The 16,884-nt window shown below is 62.8% G+C and carries 19 protein-coding genes; 8 read left to right on the forward strand and 11 right to left on the reverse strand.

The genetic code is table 11. The features are described 5' to 3' along the window. The 5 genes from V6X30_RS03255 to V6X30_RS03275 form a co-directional block, all read right to left on the reverse strand. A complete protein-coding gene (locus V6X30_RS03255) occupies positions 1-189 on the reverse strand; it encodes a hypothetical protein (protein WP_367983210.1) in 189 nt (62 codons plus the stop codon). Beyond that, positions 186-1,124 carry a carbohydrate ABC transporter permease gene (locus V6X30_RS03260; protein ID WP_367983211.1) on the reverse strand — a complete coding sequence of 313 codons (939 nt, stop codon included), beginning with the start codon at positions 1,122-1,124 and terminating at the stop codon, positions 186-188. The genes V6X30_RS03255 and V6X30_RS03260 overlap by 4 nt, the downstream gene beginning before the upstream one ends. Then, a complete protein-coding gene (locus tag V6X30_RS03265; RefSeq protein WP_367983212.1) occupies positions 1,121-2,020 on the reverse strand; it encodes a carbohydrate ABC transporter permease in 900 nt (299 codons plus the stop codon). The genes V6X30_RS03260 and V6X30_RS03265 overlap by 4 nt, the downstream gene beginning before the upstream one ends. A 159-nt stretch (positions 2,021-2,179) precedes the next feature. Beyond that, positions 2,180-3,502: an ABC transporter substrate-binding protein gene (locus V6X30_RS03270; RefSeq protein WP_367983213.1), complete on the reverse strand. Its 1,323-nt coding sequence runs from the start codon at positions 3,500-3,502 to the stop codon at positions 2,180-2,182. 147 nt (positions 3,503-3,649) lie between these two features. Beyond that, positions 3,650-4,675 (reverse strand): LacI family DNA-binding transcriptional regulator, encoded by a 1,026-nt coding sequence (locus V6X30_RS03275; protein ID WP_367983214.1) that lies wholly within the window; start codon positions 4,673-4,675, stop codon positions 3,650-3,652. Positions 4,676-4,751: 76 nt separating this feature from the next. Here V6X30_RS03275 and V6X30_RS03280 point away from each other — a divergent pair, with 76 nt between their 5' ends. Continuing rightward, the gene (locus V6X30_RS03280; RefSeq protein WP_367983216.1) at positions 4,752-5,432 is read left to right on the forward strand and encodes a haloacid dehalogenase type II; all 681 of its coding nucleotides are present in this window, start codon (positions 4,752-4,754) and stop codon (positions 5,430-5,432) included. On the opposite strand, the gene V6X30_RS03285 is transcribed toward V6X30_RS03280, so the two are convergent. Then, positions 5,410-6,255 carry a YihY/virulence factor BrkB family protein gene (locus V6X30_RS03285; RefSeq protein WP_367983217.1) on the reverse strand — a complete coding sequence of 282 codons (846 nt, stop codon included), beginning with the start codon at positions 6,253-6,255 and terminating at the stop codon, positions 5,410-5,412. The genes V6X30_RS03280 and V6X30_RS03285 overlap by 23 nt on opposite strands. Before the next feature lie 166 nt (positions 6,256-6,421). Between V6X30_RS03285 and V6X30_RS03290 the strand changes: the two genes are divergently transcribed. Continuing rightward, positions 6,422-6,811 carry a DUF423 domain-containing protein gene (locus tag V6X30_RS03290; protein ID WP_367983218.1) on the forward strand — a complete coding sequence of 130 codons (390 nt, stop codon included), beginning with the start codon at positions 6,422-6,424 and terminating at the stop codon, positions 6,809-6,811. Between the two features lie 14 nt (positions 6,812-6,825). Here V6X30_RS03290 and V6X30_RS03295 read toward each other — a convergent pair whose 3' ends face one another. The 3 genes from V6X30_RS03295 to V6X30_RS03305 form a co-directional block, all read right to left on the reverse strand. Further along, complete coding sequence (locus tag V6X30_RS03295) at positions 6,826-8,034, reverse strand: YeeE/YedE family protein (RefSeq protein WP_367983219.1); 1,209 nt, start codon at positions 8,032-8,034, stop codon at positions 6,826-6,828. 31 nt (positions 8,035-8,065) lie between these two features. Beyond that, positions 8,066-8,995 (reverse strand): sulfurtransferase, encoded by a 930-nt coding sequence (locus V6X30_RS03300; protein WP_367983221.1) that lies wholly within the window; start codon positions 8,993-8,995, stop codon positions 8,066-8,068. 127 nt (positions 8,996-9,122) lie between these two features. After that, positions 9,123-10,211, reverse strand: a complete 1,089-nt coding sequence (locus V6X30_RS03305; RefSeq protein WP_367983222.1) for a PQQ-dependent sugar dehydrogenase — start codon at positions 10,209-10,211, stop codon at positions 9,123-9,125. Positions 10,212-10,312: 101 nt separating this feature from the next. Between V6X30_RS03305 and V6X30_RS09775 the strand changes: the two genes are divergently transcribed. From V6X30_RS09775 to V6X30_RS03315, 3 genes are read left to right on the forward strand one after another with little or no spacing between them, the layout of a single operon-like run. Further along, a complete protein-coding gene (locus tag V6X30_RS09775; RefSeq protein ID WP_408022352.1) occupies positions 10,313-10,495 on the forward strand; it encodes a hypothetical protein in 183 nt (60 codons plus the stop codon). Beyond that, positions 10,465-10,578 carry a hypothetical protein gene (locus tag V6X30_RS03310; RefSeq protein ID WP_367983223.1) on the forward strand — a complete coding sequence of 38 codons (114 nt, stop codon included), beginning with the start codon at positions 10,465-10,467 and terminating at the stop codon, positions 10,576-10,578. The genes V6X30_RS09775 and V6X30_RS03310 overlap by 31 nt, the downstream gene beginning before the upstream one ends. A 43-nt stretch (positions 10,579-10,621) precedes the next feature. Then, complete coding sequence (locus V6X30_RS03315; protein WP_367983225.1) at positions 10,622-11,527, forward strand: hypothetical protein; 906 nt, start codon at positions 10,622-10,624, stop codon at positions 11,525-11,527. Here V6X30_RS03315 and V6X30_RS03320 read toward each other — a convergent pair. Further along, the gene (locus V6X30_RS03320; RefSeq protein ID WP_367983227.1) at positions 11,480-12,484 is read right to left on the reverse strand and encodes a DMT family transporter; all 1,005 of its coding nucleotides are present in this window, start codon (positions 12,482-12,484) and stop codon (positions 11,480-11,482) included. The genes V6X30_RS03315 and V6X30_RS03320 overlap by 48 nt on opposite strands. A gap of 42 nt (positions 12,485-12,526) precedes the next feature. Then, complete coding sequence (locus tag V6X30_RS03325) at positions 12,527-12,997, reverse strand: hypothetical protein (RefSeq protein ID WP_367983228.1); 471 nt, start codon at positions 12,995-12,997, stop codon at positions 12,527-12,529. Between the two features lie 552 nt (positions 12,998-13,549). On the opposite strand from V6X30_RS03325, the gene V6X30_RS03330 reads away from it, so the two are divergent. The 3 genes from V6X30_RS03330 (at position 13,550) to urtC (ending at position 16,881) form a co-directional block, all read left to right on the forward strand. Continuing rightward, positions 13,550-14,794, forward strand: a complete 1,245-nt coding sequence (locus V6X30_RS03330) for a transporter substrate-binding domain-containing protein (RefSeq protein ID WP_367983229.1) — start codon at positions 13,550-13,552, stop codon at positions 14,792-14,794. Positions 14,795-14,883: 89 nt separating this feature from the next. Further along, positions 14,884-15,753 (forward strand): urea ABC transporter permease subunit UrtB, encoded by an 870-nt coding sequence (gene urtB / locus V6X30_RS03335; protein ID WP_367983230.1) that lies wholly within the window; start codon positions 14,884-14,886, stop codon positions 15,751-15,753. Between the two features lie 12 nt (positions 15,754-15,765). Further along, entirely contained in the window at positions 15,766-16,881 is a 1,116-nt protein-coding gene (urtC, locus tag V6X30_RS03340) for an urea ABC transporter permease subunit UrtC (RefSeq protein WP_367983231.1), read from the forward strand. Positions 16,882-16,884: the final 3 nt, after the last annotated feature.

The following is a 16,884-nucleotide window of genomic DNA, read 5'->3' on the forward strand; positions in this document are numbered from 1 at the left end:
TCACTCCGGAAAGTGGCTGACGATAATGAACATCACGGTGCCCACCAGCGTGACGATAAAAGAGTAGGTGAATGCCGTGATGATGTACGGCTGCATCAGCATGAAAACGCCCAACGCAATCAGAATGGAAGCGAGCATCTCCCAGGGGCCTCTTCGCAGCTGCAGGAGTCCATGGATGAAGCGGTTCATTTGCGCACTGCTCCAAAGGTGATGCCGCGCAGCAGATGCCTGCGCAGAAGAATGGTGAACACCATCACGGGCAGCAGGAAAATCGTTACGCCGGCGGCAACCGCGGGCCAGTCCCGGCCACCGACGCCGATGATGGTGGGCAGGAAGGGCGGAGCGGTCTGGGCCGTACCCGAGGTGAGTAGCACGGCAAAGGCGTACTCATTCCAGGCGAATATCAGGCAGAAGATCGCGGTGGACGCGATGCCCGCAGCCGCCTGGGGCAGTACGACCTTTCGGAAGGCCTGAAATCGGGTGTACCCATCAATGAGTGCCGCCTCTTCGTACTCGCGCGGTATCTCGTCGATGAAACCCTTCAGCAACCAGACCGACAGTGACAGATTGACGGCGGTGTAGAGCAGTATCATTCCGGCGTGGGTGTCGCTCAGGCCCGCCGCCCTGAACATCAGAAAGATGGGTATCGCGATCGCAATCGGCGGCATCATCCGCGTCGAGAGGATGAAGAAGAGCAGATCGTCCTTCAGCGGGACGCGGAAGCGTGAAAACGCGTAGGCCGCAAGCGTGCCGAGGAAAACCGACAGGAAAGTCGACCCGAAGCCGATGATCACCGAGTTCATGAACCGTTCGCCGAAACGCGACGCACCGGCGATGACCATCCCCTTGTCGTGAACGATCTCCTCGTACCAGTTCTCGGGTGGATTGGCCTCCAGGTACTCAGGGCTCTGCCGTGTCTGCGTGGTGAAAAGGTTGACGTAGCCCTCCAGCGATGGCTCGAAAACCACTTTCGGTGGATAGGCGATGGCGTCGGAGGATGACTTGAAGCCGGTACCTATGATCCAGAGCAGGGGCAGAAGGGTGATCAATGCGTAGGTGACGACCAGTACGCCGGCGATGGTTTTCTGCCGCCCGGATGGCTCAGTGATGGAAAAGCCGCTCATCGCTCCTTCACCTTGTTCAGGGCCTTCACATAGATCGAGGCGAGGCCAAATACCGTCACGAAAAGGATCACGGCGTAGGCCGAGGAGAAGCCGGTTCGCCACTTCTCGAACGCCTCGCGCTTGAGATCGATCGAGGTGAGGGTGGTGACATTGCCCGGGCCGCCGCCGGTGAGCTGCACGACGAGGTCGAACATCTTGAAGTTCTCGATACCCCGGAAGAGTACGGCCAGCATCAGGAATGGCAGCGTCATGGGGATCGTGATCGTCCAGAACTGACGCCACTGGGAAGCTCGATCACATTCTGCCGCCTCGTAGATCGAATCAGGAATCGATCTCAGCCCCGCGAGGCAGATCAGCATGATGAAGGGCGTCCACATCCAGGTGTCGACGATGACGATGGCCCAGGGGGCGAGATTGACATCGCCGATCATGGAGAACTGCTGCGGGTCGGCGCCGGTGAAAAACGCCATGACGTGATTGAAGACACCGATCTGCGGCTGATAGAGCAGCGTCCAGAAATTCCCGACGACGGCGGGAGAGAGCATCATCGGGAGCACGATGACGGTAGTCCAGAGGTCATTGCCCTTGAACTTACGATTGATCAGCCACGCCAGTGCAAAACCGATCAGCACCTGCAGGAACAGTGTCCAAAACAGGAAATGGGCGGTTGCCTGCATTGTCAGCCAGACGTCGCTGTCGGTGAGGATCCGCTCGTAGTTACGCAGCCCCACCCAGCTGACCTCGGCATTGGGCCGGTTGGCGCGGTAGTTGGTGAAGCTGAGCCGGATCGTCCAGATCAGCGGGAATATGTTGACGGCGAGTAGCAGTACGATCGTTGGCGCGACAAAGATCCAGGCGATGGCTCTATCGGATAACCCTCGGATTCGTCGCGCCACACGGACTGGCGCTGCTTTCGCGTCACGATCTACGACAGTCCCGGACATGAGACAGCTTCCCGGCGGTTTGTTGGGGGGTTGCGGGACTGCGGCCATGCCAGCAGTCCCGCCGGTTGTTGCCAGTGCCGCCCGTGCAACGGGCGGCAGCATGGCGTTGCCTTAGAGCTTGCCCTCGTCCTCGAAGACCTCGGTCCAGTCTTCCACGAGGCCGTCAAGCGCCTCTTGAGCGGTACCCTGATCCGCCACCACGTAGTTGTGGATGCGCTCCTGCATGGGGATCAGCAGGGACGCGTAGGCGGGTTCAGCCCAGAAGTCCTTCACGATCGCCATGGAGTCGAGGAAGGTCTTGGCATAAGGCTGGCTCGATTCGAAATCCGGATCTTCCACCACGGCCTTCAGTGCCGAGTAGCCACCCAGCTCCCACCAGCGTGTCTGCACCTCAGGCTGGGCGAACCACTTGATGTACTCCAGCGCCGCGTCCTGACTGTCGGAGTAGGACACTACGGAGATCCCCTGGCCGCCGAGCTGGGCATACTGGCCTGCCGGACCCGCCGGGTTCGGGAAGTAGCCGGCCTTTTCAGCCCCGACATTCGGATCGGCGTGCACGCCGGGCCAGATGAAGGCAAAGTTCATCTGTAGCGCGACCTGCCCCGACTTGAATGCGTCGATCGTCTCGGACATGTACCAGTTTGAGGATCCCGGCGGTGTGCAGCAGTCGTAGAGTTCTTTGTAGAACTCCAGGCCCTCGACGGCACCCTCCGAGTTCACATATCCATCGAGAATATAGGGGTTATCCGGGCTGCCGTACTCGAAGCCGTAGTTGTAGAGCGCATTGGTCGCGCCCATGGTGATCCCTTCGGAGCCGCGTTCAGTATAGATCGCCGCGCCGTAGACCGTGTTGCCGTCGATTTCGCGGCCCTGGAAGAACTCCGCAATGTCCTTCAGCTCCTCGAGTGTCGCGGGGACGTCGAGCTCACGGCCATAGGTCTCCTGGAATTCCGCCTGAAGTTCGGGACGCTCGAACCAGTCCTTGCGGTAGGTCCAGCCAACCACGTCACCGAATGCCGGCAACGCCCAGTAATTCGGGGTGCCCTTCGGCCACTCCGAGTAACCGGCCACGGTCGCCGGAATGAAGTCATCCATCGAGATGCCTTCAGCGTTGAAGAATTCATTCAGCTTCACGTAGTGGCCGGCCTCCGCACCGAGTCCAATCCACTGACTATCGCCGATCATCAGGTCGCAGAGCTCACCGCCGGAGTTGAGCTCGTTGAGCATGCGGTCGGCGAAATTCGGCCACGGCACGAACTCGAAGCTCATGTTGTGCCCGGACTGTTCCTCAAAATCCTTGGAGAGCTCTATGAGTGCATTGGCTGGATCCCAGGCGGCCCAGCAGAGAGTCAGGTCGTCGGCATGCGCGTTGGTCACGGTGAGGCCCGAGGCCGCGGTGAAGGCTGCCGCCGCCAATAGCTTGGCGCTTTTCATCGGTGATCTCCTCCGGTCGAATGACGGTTTTATTCTGTTCTCGCACCTGAACCGAATCCCTCAAGTGCTGGCTTGAACATATATGAGGTACGTACCTCTTTTCAACACCAATGTGTTCATCGGATGCCGGTCCGGCCGGATTGCTGATCAGGGAAGGTTTTCGCGCAGGAAGATCTCGATGCGTGCCTGCTCCTGGGCTTCATAGATCAGCAGGTCGTCGCAGAGTGCGCGCAAGACACGCAGGGCGCCGCGAATCAGATGGCCAACGTTGTGCGCGATAACCGCGGCAATCTCATCGTTCGACAGCGCCCGGTAGGTGGCGGGCGTGAGCTCGTGGGCAATCACGTGGAGGTCGCTCTGTCGTTCATGCCGGCGCAGGTGATCAAGCAGGGCGGAGTTGCCCGAGCCAACGGAGTAGATGCCGGCAAGCTGTTCCCGGCTGTTAAAAACCTGCTCAAGGATGCGGCCCATTCGGACGGGATCGTCATAGGCCTCCACCGACGGCAGCACGGTGAGATGCGGGAATTCCGCTGCAATGACTTCGTCGAAGCCGACCCGCCGCTCGAGGCTGTCCCTGGAGTGAATCGAATTTGTCACCACCAGGATTTCACCGGGTTTTTGTGCGAACCGGCCCATGAGTTGTGCCGCCGTCCGCCCTGCGGCAACACTATTGACGCCGAGGAAGTAGTCGCGGCGGGAATTCGGAAGGTCCGAGACCAGCGCGACAATGGCAAGGCCGGCGTCCTTGAGACGGGCAACAGCATCACGGACCTGGGGCGTCTCCGGCACCATTAACGCGATGCCATCGAGTTTTTCTGTCCCGAGGCCCTGCAATGTCCTCACAATGGCGTGTGGATCACGTTGGGGAACGCGGAGGGTCTCGACCACAGTGCGCTCGGCAACGTGGTAAGAGGAGGCCTCGTTGAGAGTGGATTCGAGCGCCTCGACGAACTGGCTCGGCCCGTCTGGCAGGATGAATGCGAATCGGTACTGTCTTTGTTTCGCAAGGTTGGCGGCTGAGGTGTCTCGCACATAGCCGAGCCGATCTGCCGCCGCGAATACCTTGTCCATGGTCTTCCGGCGCACGCCAGGGCGCTCGTTCAGTACGCGATCGACGGTCGCCAGGCTGACACCTGCTTCCTCTGCGATGTCATGAACTGTGGGTCGGCTCAAAGCGTTTCTCCCTTGTCGGCGAAAAGCTAGCCGGCTATTACTGATGCGTCAATTTCTGTGATTGTGAGGATGCGACATGCCCAGTCCCGCCCCGATCCTCGTCTTCGATGTCAACGAGACACTGCTCGACCTGACGGCCCTGGAGCCGGTATTCGAGGACCTGTTTGGCGAGCGCCGCGCCATGCGCGACTGGTTTGCCGAGCTTATTCTCTACTCCCAGACGCTGACGCTTGCTGGCCAATACCGGCCATTCAACGAGCTGGCGGCCGCCGTGCTGCGCATGCGTGGCGAGATCGTCGGCGTCGGGATCAGCGACGCGGATATACAGACACTGGCCACGGCAATCGGCGCCATGCCGGCGGTGGGCGATGTGGCCCCCGCACTGGAGCGCTTTCGTGACGGCGGTTTTCGCCTGGTGACACTGACCAATTCCCCACCCGCGGGCTCACCCACGTCGTTGGAGCGGGCAGGTATCGCCGGCTTTTTCGAGGATCATTTCAGTGTGGACGCCGTTTCGCGTTTCAAACCGGCGCCGGAATGCTACCGCCAGGTCGCTGATGCGCTGGGCGCGCCAATCACCGATCTCTGTCTGGTGGCCTGTCATGTCTGGGATACGATTGGTGCGCAGGCGGTGGGTTGTCAGGGCGCCTTTGTCCAGCGCCCGGGGAACGCGGTGATGACCGTGCCGCGGCTGCCGGCGCCGGATTTCGTCGCGGATGATCTGGGCGCGCTGGCTACCCGGATGGGCTGTCGGTAGCGCCGCGATCATGCAGCGCCCGGCTCAGTGCCGCGCCCAGCAGCACGATGAGCGCCGAACCGTACACCCAGAGCATCAGCACCACCAGCGAGCCGGCGGCGCCATAGGCCGATGTCGGCGCCTTGAGGGTGAGGTAGGTGGCCATGAGGTAGCGGCCCGGCATGAAAAGCATGGCGGCAAGCAGTGCCCCCGGAACGGTGTGGCGCCAGCGGATCGGGCGCTCGGTATCCGGCAGGATGCGGAAGATCACGGTCAGAAACAGGGCGATGAGGGTCACGCTGACCAACGGTTCGAGCTGCGCGAGGCGGGCGACGTTGAACGGCAGCCAGACGCTGGCAAACTCGGTGGCCGCCCGGAGCGCGACCGTGGCGGTGAGCGAGATGATGATCATCAGGCCGAATAGGGCCACCACCAGCAGCGAGATGAGCCGGTTGTAAATCACCGTAAGCAGTGCGGCGCGCTTCTTGCCGATGACCACGTCCCAGAGCTGGTTCAGCGAGCGCTGCAGCTGGACGAAGACCGCGGTGGCACCGATCAGGATGGCGCCGATGCTCGAGAGGGTCGGTAGCCAGCCCGCCTCGCGGATATGCGTGTTGGCGATCATCTGCCGCGCGGCCTCGGCGGCCTCGGCGCCGATCAACCCCTGCAGCCTCGTGACGATGCGACTCTCCGCCGCTTCCGGGCCGAGCACCAGGCCGGCCACCGCGATCACCAGGATCATGATCGGCGCGAGCGAGAACAGCGTGTAGAAGGCGAGTGCCGCGGCATTGCCGAAGGGGTTGTGCGCAAACCAGAGTTGAAAGGTGTCGGCGGCGACCTTCACGGCCTGTCCTGCACGGTGGCGAACGGGCTGGTCGCTTGAGGATCCCTTGGAGACGCGTTGAGCCGACATGGCGAAGATCATACCGCGTGATCGCTCGGTGCAGGTGGCCTGCGATATGATCTGTGCTTTGGTCTGTGATCGAATCCACTAACGGGGAAGCCTGCCCATGCCCGTCTTCGTCCTCCTCGCCGGTGTGCTCGGCCTGCTCTCAGTGGGATTTGGTGCATTTTCCGAGCATGCCATCCGGCCGAACGTCGATGCGGAGTATTTCCGCTACCTGATGACTGCCGTGCGCTATAACCAGGTGCACGCCGTCGCCCTGCTCGCCCTCGGGCTGGGGCTTGCCGCCCCGCTGGCAAGCGAGACGGTGGGGCGCCTGCGCATTGCGGGCTGGCTGATGTTCGTCGGCACGGTGCTATTCAGTGTCAGTATCTATGTCGCGGTCTTGCTGGATGTGATGGCCATCACCTACATCACGCCGGTAGGCGGGACAGTCCTCATGTTTGCCTGGGCGGCTTTGATCTGGGCGGGCTGGCGAGCGAACCAGGCCGCTTGACCGGGCGCTCCCGTTTAACGCCGGTTTTTCAGCAACCAGGTAAGCCACAGTCCCAGCATGCAGAAGAAGGCAAACACCCAGCCGGACACGGCCGCCGCCATGATGCCGGAGAGCAGTGTCCCCACGGTACAGCCGAGTGCCGTCATGGCCCCCCAGCCCATGAGGATGCCACCGGCCAGCTTGCCGGTGGTACTGGCCAGCGTCACCGGCTGCGGGCGGAAATCCCCGGCCGCCAGTGCCGAGGCGAACGAGCCCAGCACAAGGGCGATGATAAAGGCGCCGTTCTCGGAGAGCAGGGTGTCCTTGACCGCCGTGGCGCAGCCGGAGAAGCCGTCCAGGCCCTGCAGCCGCTCCGGTAGCAGGCTGAATCCCGCCCCGGTGGTGCGGGCGATACTGCCGATCTCGGCGGTCACGCCCAGCGGTGCCACGCGAAGGTAGGCCATGATGGCGAGGGCGCCGATCAACAGTCCGCCGACGTAGGTGGGCCATCGCTGCCCGAACAGGCAGGCGCGCAGGCCTGGCGGTGCCGCCGGTGCGGCCGGGGCGGCCGGGGCGGCGGGGCGATGCCACCGCATGAGCAGGAGGGCAAGACCACCGAGGATGCCCAGCTGGATCAGGACCGAACCGCCATAACCGGTCATCGCCGGCAGCCAGAGCACCGGTGCACGGTCGATGGCGGCGAGGTAGAGTGTGTTCCACGTGGCGAAACCCAACGCGAAGCCGACCAGAACGCCGGCGAGTGCGGCGATGGATTCGGTGGCCCCTTCGCCAAGCCGATAGAGATGGGCACTGATGCACGAGCCCGACAACGACATCCCGACTCCGAAGGCAAACGCTGCAACAGCCAGTACCCAGCTGACCGGGCCGATGTGGGCATCGGGTGGAAGCCGACCAGCCGCGGCGTCGGGCACAAAGAGCCCGAAGATCAGGTGATACCCCAGCGTGCCCATGGCAAGCGCGGCGATGATGCCGAGCAGGCCGCGGGCGTCGCGGCCCTCCAGGAAGTCACGGGTCACGCAGAAAAAACAGAATCGGGATCGCTGTAGCAGTACGCCGAACGCGGCGCCAAGCAGCACACTCAGTGCCAGCGGCTCACCTACGCCGCCACTCAGTCGCCAGGCCCAGATGAGAACGCCGATGGCGACAATCGCCGCTAATGCGTTGGAGAAAAAATCGCTCCGGCCCTGGGCCGGAGCGATTGTCGTTGCGGTGTTATTTGGCATCGTGAGTGTGAGGGCAATGCCCGAGTCTCGGTTACTGCCCGCCCCAGACAGTGCCTGCCAGGTTGGTGACCGGGACACCCACCGAGTTGCCATACTCAGTCCAGGAGCCGTCGTAGTTCTTCACGTCATAGCCAAGAATCTTCGAGAGCGCGAACCAGGTATGACTGGAGCGCTCACCGATGCGGCAGTAGGTGATCACCGGCTCGCTGCCATCGACACCGGCCTCTGCGTACAGGGCACCAAGCTCATCGGCCGACTTGAACGTTCCGTCCTCATTGACCGCGTTGCCCCAGCCCACGTTGACGGCGCCCGGGATATGGCCCGCCCGTACCGACAGCTCGTTCACCCCATCGGGCGCGATGATACGGCCTTCATATTCAGCGGCCGACCGGATGTCCACCAGCTGAGCGGCTGGCTCGTCACTACTCGCCACCTCGACCACTTCGGGGAGGAAGGCGCGGATGGAGTAATCCGCGGCGTCCACTGTGACATCGCCTTGTGCGTAACTGGCCGGCCGGATACCGAGCTCGCGGCCCTCGGCTTCCCACTTCTCGCGGCCGCCATCAAGCAGTCGGACGTTATCCACACCGTAGATATCGAAGATCCAGGCGCCCCACGCCGCAAACCAGTTGTTGGTGTCACCGTAGAGAATGACCTCGGTGTCATCGGAGATGCCGGCATCGCGCAGCAGAGCCTGGAAGTCGTCACGGGCGATGATGTCCCGGCTTACCGTGTCGACGAGGTCCGTGTGCCAGCGGAGGTTAACGGCGCCGGGGATATGGCCCCGTTCGAACTGGCCCGGGTTGACGCTGACTTCGATCACGCGGACGTCTTCCCGGTCGAGGTTATTGGCCAGCCAGTCCGTGCTGACGAGGGCATCTGTGCTGGCCTGGGTCAGCCCGGTGAAGAGGGCGAGGGCGGCGAGCGCCACAGCCCCGCGGATGGCATTGGCTACAATCATGATTGGCCTCCTGGTTGCTGATGATCGGTTAGCAGCAGTCTAGGGAGGCATAAGTAGAATAGGAAAGAATTTAAAGTGATTTGATAAGTGCGAAAAAGAATAAAAAAGGCGCTTCCTGCTGGCCCGCTCACCGGCCAGCCGGCACCAGCCTCAGCAGTTCGCCGTTCACATGGTCCGTGAGCAGATAGAGCGCCCCGCCCGGTCCCTGTTCAATGGCACGGATGCGCCGGCCACGATCGGTGAGCAGGCGTTCCTCCTCCACGACACGGCGGCCGTCCAGTTCGAGATGCGCGAGGTGCACCTGGGCGAGGGCGCCGACAAAGAGATCGCCCTGCCAGTCCGGAAAGACGGAACCGGTGTAGAACGCCATGCCGGATGGGGCGATGGAGGGTGTCCAGTGATGAATGGGCGGAATCGTCCCGGGTAGAACGTCGGGCCCGATCTCGGGACCCCAGTATTCACGGCCATAGGTGGTCTCGGGCCAACCGAAATTGCCGCCGGGCTCGGGCAGGTTGATCTCGTCACCACCGCGCGGGCCATGTTCATGGATCCATAGCGCGCCGGTTTCGGGATGGATCGCGGCGCCCTGCGGGTTGCGATGGCCAAAACTGTAAATGGCCGGCTGCGCGTCCGCTCGATTCGTGAAGGGATTGTCCGCTGGTACGCTGCCATCGTCATTGAGACGCAGGACCGATCCGTTGTGATCCCCCAGGTCCTGGGCATGGTCGCGCTCACCGCGGTCACCGGTGGTCATGAAAAGATACCCCTCGCGGTCGAAGACGATGCGCGAGCCAAAGTGCTTGGTGCTGCGCACACAGGGTTCGGCCACGAATAGCGTCTCAAAGTCTGCCAGTCGCTCACCATTGAGGCGCCCGCGGCCCAGATGCGTGGCATTGCCACCGTTACATTCTCCGGCCCACGTCAGATAGAGCAGGCGGTTCTCGGCATAGTCCGGGTGCAGTTCGATGTCCAGCAGACCGCCCTGGCCGCGGGCGTCAACCGGGGGCGTTCCGCGAATCGCCGTGCGCTCGCCCGTCTGCGGGTCAACCCGTAGCAGGCGTCCTGGACGCTCGGTGACAAGCGCCTCACCGCCGGGCAGAAACGCGAGGGCCCAGGGGTGCTCAAGGCCTTCCACGGCGGTCTCGACCGTTGGCTGGGCGAACGCGGTGGCCATCCCGAAAACCAGCGCGAGTGCCAGAAGCGATGCAGGCCGCATGGGCGTATCCCCTGAGTGAGCGTGTCATGCTGTGATCGATAAAAGCCGTTCAACGTTCCCGGTCATCCGGCGCCGATGGCCTATTGCTATGTACCAACACGATGCACAAGGTCGCCCAGCCGATCGAGCAGGCCGCATCGGTGCCTTTCATCCACATCGGCGATGTGACGCGTGAGGCCATTGAGGCGGCCGGCTTCGGGCGGGCTATCAGCGCATCATCGAGCGGCTCGTCGACGCCGGGGCCGAGGCGGTGGTGCTGGGTTGTACCGAGATCGGACTGTTGATTGATGAGTCGGCACTGCCCGTGCCGGTCTTTGATACGACTCGGCTTCATGCGGATGCCGCAATTTCCTTTGCCCTTGGCTGAGAAGGCATGACATGGCGCGTTGGAGCGCGTAGCGTCGAGGAGTATGACCGCCGACTTACCTTCTTTGGAAACCGTGATCGATGAGCTTGCCGAGTTACTCTCGCGCGAGCCCGATGCGGAAATCACGCAAGCCGGTGACTGCCTGCAGATCACCCGGCAGCAAACCGTCACCGATGTCATGCCATGCCGCGTCCAGGGGGTCGGCGTCGATGCCGGGGTGCGGTACCCGGCAGTCACCATCAAAACCGTGCCACGGGGCAATGTGGCGTTTCCGGGTTCGGCCCGAATGCGCGCGGCCCGACTCAACCCCCGCAGTGCGGTCGGCGCGGTCCAGCCCCCCTCGACAGGCAGCCGAGCGGGGCTGACCATCGGCAGCCGGGTCTGCGTGGATGCTGAAGTCCCCTGGCATGCCACCGGCCGGCATATGGTCCGGCTGGCGGTGATGGAATCCGGCGGAACCCTCTTCGATGCGCCGCAGCCCGAGAACCGGCATCTCGATCGGGCAGGGCTCGGGGTGTGGCGTAATTGCCTGCAGAGCATTGCCGGCGTTGAGCCGGATGCATGGCGTGTCGTCAAGCGAGCTCCGGACGGCCTGATGGCGCAGCCCCTGGGCTGGCCGCCGGTGCGCGGGGCAAGCATCTCGCTGGCGGTCCGCGGTAACACGCCGCTGGTGGGCCGCGGCTTCCAGTATCGGCTGCAGATGCCGAGGCAGTATTCTGACAGCGACGAGCTGGCCTGGCTCTGCGATGAGCTCAACCGCCAGGAGTGGGAAAACGCCACCGGGGCGCCGCATATCGGTGCCTGGTCGGCCTCCGAGGATGGTTATTGCTGCTATCAGGTCAGCGTCCCGGCCCGACTCGGGCGACGAATGCCGGATCTGCCCAGACAGCTCCTTGAGACCTCAGGTGCGCGGGCTAACTCTGCGGTTGCGCTGCAGTCCCTCGCCTGATCCGCCGCGGGTGTCCTGCTGCAGTCGGTCAGACTGGGGGCGCGGGCGCCTGCTGGCCAGCAACAGGCCGGCAAGGATGAATACTCCTCCCACCGCGTGAAACGCCGCGAGTTGTTCGCCCAGGAAGATCGTGCCGAGGATCGCCGCGAAAACCGGGATGAGATAGAGGAAGAGGGCGGCCCGGGAGGCGCCAATGGTGCGAACGCCGTTATTCCAGAAGGTATAGGCCAGCAGCCCGGGGCCAACGGCAACGGTCAGAAACACCCAGAAGTTCGACAGGTTGGGCAGCTGCAGACCGACCTGACTGATCTCGGCCAGGTAGAACGGCGCCACCACGGGAATCCCGAGGGCGATCTGCACGGTCAGGAAGGCGGCGGCGCTCAGCGGCACGGCCTGGCGGCGCAGTACCACCGAGAAAGTGCTCCAGGATGCGACCGCGCCGAGCATCACCAGGTCGCCGGGCACGAATTGCAGGCGCAGCAGCCGCATCGGGTCGGCCTCGGTGATGATGGTGAGGATGCCAAAGAAGCCCAGTGCGATGCCGAGTCCTCGGATCGGATCAAGGCGTTCGCCCAGTGTGAAATGCGCGGCCAGTCCGAGCGCGATGGGGAGGCTCGCGTTCATCAGCGCGATATTGAGGGCGGTGGTGGTCTGCGCGGCCACATACAGCAGGGTGTTGAACAGGCCCACGCTGAGCGCGGCCAGAACGACCATCGCGCGCCAGTGGCGCTTGACGATGGGCCATTGCCGGATCACCGCCGGGATGCCGATGGGGGCGAGAATGATCAGCGCCGTGACCCAGCGCCAGAACGCCAGCGAAATGGGCGGAATCTCCCCTACCGTGGCACGCCCCAGCACGGCATTGGTCGCCCAGAAGAACGCCGTCCCGGTAAGCCCGGCACAGGCAAGCAGGATGCGGTTTCTGGAAGGGCTGGCGTCGTTCATGGTGGCGGGCATGTTATGCCGGCCACCCGTTGGGTGAAAGGATTTTCGCTTCGCTCAGGCCGCCGCGGTATGCGCGTCAAGCGAGATGATGTCCTCGTCGCTCAAATGCAGCCAGAAGGCCGTGACGATGGCATTGCGTCGTGCCCGGGCGGAGACGCGCTGATCCGGCAGGGGCCAGTCCAGGGGGTGGCCCGGATGGATGGCGACGCGGTCGAACAAAGCGCCGGTCAGACTGGGTGTTATCGTGACCGCCTGGAACAGCGTGACGTGCATGGGCCACTCGTAATGCGCCGGCGCCTCGGTCTGCGCGGCGACGCTCACCATCCCGTTGCCCGATTGCCGGAAGCGCCGCCATGCGCGGAGGACCTCCGGCGCGCGAAGCAGGCGTTTGCGGGCATGCTGTTGCACCCGATCCAGCGCCATGAGCAGATCGGACTTGTCGGGGTTGATCATGAGCTGGCGGCGCTGCGTGAGCTCGGCATAAAGCGAGTCCGGGATCTCCGGGCGGATGTAGTCTCGAGCCATCGGAATGCCTCCGTTGCGGTGGATGATGACGCAAGACTGGCAATAGCCGCCGGCGCCTTGCTGTGAACCCTGCCGCATCATCAACCTGCCCAACCGCGGTGCATTCATGTTGTTGCCATGCACTATAACGTCGCGTTTTTTCGTATTTCACTGTGTAGTTTGCCCCTGCGAGAATCCCACAAGCGACGGAATATACAAAAAATTTTAGGCAAAAGGACTGGTCTGGCACGAGACGTGCATCTTCTTGTGCGGCACCGCATGGAACGCCGGATCAAAGGAGCAATGTGGCTCTGGATGATCCAGTCGCCAGCCTGGACTCGGGCGAAACACGTCGCTCGATTGTTGCGGTGCACGGCACAAATGTGTTGACAGGCCGGCACAGGTATGTAGGACTGAATGAACGTCGCGCATCAGTGTTGATGATGCGGCTGGTATAAAACATTGGGGCAGAGCGGCCCATCATCGAGGCGCCTTCCGGCGTGCTTGGTGATGGGCCGTTTTTTTTTGCTTGGCGCGGGCTGACAGCGCCACAAAACCTGAAGGAGGCGTCTCATGGATCGCCGCAAATTTCTGAAAGGTATGGGTTTAGGGGGTGCGGCCGGCGTTGCGGCCGTTAACGGATTCCCGCATGTGTGGGTCAAGGGCGGTACCGCGATGGCGGCATCGGGAGAGATCCCGGTGGGAGTGCTTTTCTCGCAGACGGGTGCGGTCGCCGTTGTCGAGAGTACGTTGCACGACGCCTGCATGATGGCTATTGAGGAGATCAATGCGAGCGGTGGCGTCAATGGCCGCATGCTCAAACCATTCGTCGAGGATCCGGCGTCGGACCCGGCGACCTTTGCCGATCGCGCCAACCGTCTGGTGCGCCGCGACAAAGTGGTATCGGTCTTCGGCTCCTACACATCAGCAAGCCGTCAGGCCGTGCTGCCGGTGGTTGAGGGTCAGAACAATCTTTACTGGTATCCAACGCTGTACGAGGGGCGCGAGTGCTCGCGCAACGTGATGTACGGCGGCGCGGTACCCAACCAGCAGCAGCAGGAGTTTGTGCCCTGGCTCATGGAGAATTTCGGCGGGCGCTTCTACCTCCTCGGTAACGACTACGTGTATCCGCGCGAGGAAAACAACGTTTGCCGGATGATCCTGGATGATTTCGGTGGCGAGGTCGTCAACGAGGAATACGTGCCGCTGGGCCATGACAGCTTCAGCTCGATCATCAGCCGCATCCGGCGTGAGCAGCCCGACGTCATCTTCTGCACCCTCGTGGGAGACTCCGACGTGGCTTTCCAGCGTGAGTACCGTGCTGCCGGCCTGGACGCCGAGAAGATGCCGGTAGCGAGCCTTACCCGCTCCGAGGTGGAGGTCCGTGCCATCGGTGGGGATGCAGCAGCGGGCCATTTCTCGTCGGCACCCTATTTCATGGGGCATGACTCGCCTGAGAATGAGCAGTTCGTCGAAGCCTATCTCTCGAAGTACGGCGGAGATCAGGTGACTCATTTCGTTAATGAGGCGGCCTATTTCCAGGTCTATCAGTTCAAGGCCGCGGTCGAGGCCCTCGGGGACGTGGACCTCACGCCAGCCGCCATTCGCGATGCGGCCATTGGGCAGTCACTGCGTGCGCCGCAGGGTGACATTCTCATCGACGGCAATCTCCACACGCATCTCTGGCCGAAGATTGCCCAGTGGCAGCCGGATGGCCAGGCCCGGGTGGTCGTAGAGTCAAGCGAGCGCGTCGCGCCCGAGCCTTACTGGGCCTACGACTTCCAGACCTGCACGATCGCGGGGCTGGAGGAGGGCTGATCCCCGGCTTTATCTGACGGCACGCCGGGCGTTTCGGGGATCTCCGAGGCGCCCGGCTCTATCCCGATAGTCTATCTGGAGTGGGGACGATGGGCGTCTTTCTCAACGAATTGTTTATAGGGCTGAGCCTGGCCTCGATTCTGCTGATGGTCGCGCTGGGGCTGGCGATCATTTACGGATCGATGGGTGTCATCAATCTCGCCCACGGTCAGTTCGTGATGCTGGGCGCCTATGGCGCCTGGTTGCTGCAGGATGCCCTGGGCTTGAGCCTCTTGCTCGCGATCCCGATCGTGTTTCTGGCCGTTGGTCTGATCGGAATCGTTATAGAGCGAGCCGTGGTTCATCGGCTCTACCACCGGCCGCTGGACACCATCCTCGCCACGTGGGGGATCGGTATTGTGATTGAGCAGGTGGTGCGTCTTCTGCTGAGCTCGGATGCGCGTTATGTGGCGCGTCCAGGGTTTCTCGATTCCGGCTTTGATCTCGCTGGCGCTTACATCGCCTCCTACCGACTTTTCGTCGTGGTCTTCGCGCTCGGCATGTTTGCCGCGACCTGGTACGTCATGTTCCGCACCGAATTTGGCATGCGTCTGCGCGCCATGGTGCAGAACGTCGAGATTTCCCGGTGCTACGGCATTAGTGCCCGGCGCATCTATGCGTTGACGTTTGCCTATGGGGCCGGCCTGGCTGGCATTGCCGGGGCCCTCGTCAGTCCTCTCGTCAGCGTGACGCCGACGATGGGCAATAGCTTTGTCGTCGATGCTTTCCTGGTGGTGATCGTTGGGGGCGTCGGCAGCCTCCTCGGCGCTGGGACTTCCGCGCTCATGCTCGGCGAGGCCACCGCGTGGCTGTCCTTCCTGTTCAACGAGACCACCGGCCGGATCCTCATCCTGCTGGCTGTCGTCGTGTTCATCCGCTTCCGCCCGGAAGGGATGTTCCCCGCGAAAGTGCGTGGCTAGGAGATTGCTGCAATGAACCGTATGTTCAAATTCGACTGTGTCGGCTATCTGATCTTCGCGCTGATCGTCCTGGTGCTGATGCCCGCCATGGTCGGCTTCGGGGGCTACGAGCTGAACACCTATTCCCGCTATCTGGCACTGGGCATGGTGGCCGCCGCGGTTGCGCTGTCGTGGGGGCAGGCCGGCATCCTGAATCTCGGCCAGGCGCTTACGTTTGGCATCGGCGCCTATTTCACGGCGATGCACCTCAAGCTCAAAGCCAGTGCCTCGCTGGCGGGTGGGTTGCCGGACTTCATGGGCTGGACCAATGTTGAGGCGTTGCCCTGGTTCTGGGTGCCGTTTCACTCGTTGGCGTTCACCCTGGCGGCGATCATTCTGGTTCCCGCCGCGCTGGCTGGACTGCTTGGGGCCTTCATGTTCCGCGGCCGGATTACCGGTGTCTTCGTTGCCATCATCACGCTCTCGCTGATGCTGGCCGTGCAGCTCTGGATCATCAGCGAGCAGGGCTGGACCGGCGGTGAGAACGGGCTCACGGGACTGGCACCGCTCAGCATCTTCGGCTTCTCGCTGGATCCCTACACAGTCGCGTTCTACTACCTGACCGCCGGCTTGCTGTTATTTGTCCTCGGACTTGCGCTGGTCATCGTCAAGAGCAAGGCCGGCCTGGTGCTTCGCGCTATCCGTGAGAACCCCGAACGGGTGCGCTTCTTCGGCTACGACGTATCGCGCTACGAAACGATCGTCTTCGCGGTCTCGGCGTCGATGTCCGGCCTTGCCGGCATGATCTACTGCCTGGTGCTCGAGTTCGCGTCGCCGACCTACATGGGGCTCTCGCTCAGCCTGGCCATGGTGATCTGGGCCGCCGTCGGTGGCCGTGAGTCGGTCATCGCGGCGGCGCTCGGCGGCATCGCGGTCAATATGGCGGAGGGAAAGCTCTCCGATCTGTTCTTCGATCAGTGGACGCTGATGCTTGGCGTGATCTTCATCGCGGTGGTGCTCTTCTTGCCGCGCGGCATTTTCGGGCTGATCGATCAGCTGCGCCTGCGTTTTCACGAGCGTGGCAGCCGTGAGCAGCGTGTCGATGCCGAGCCGCTGAGCCCCCCCAAAACCACAGAGCAGGAGGGCTGAGGC

This window comes from Spiribacter sp. 1M189 (assembly GCF_040838345.1).
Lineage (GTDB): Bacteria > Pseudomonadota > Gammaproteobacteria > Nitrococcales > Nitrococcaceae > Spiribacter > Spiribacter insolitus.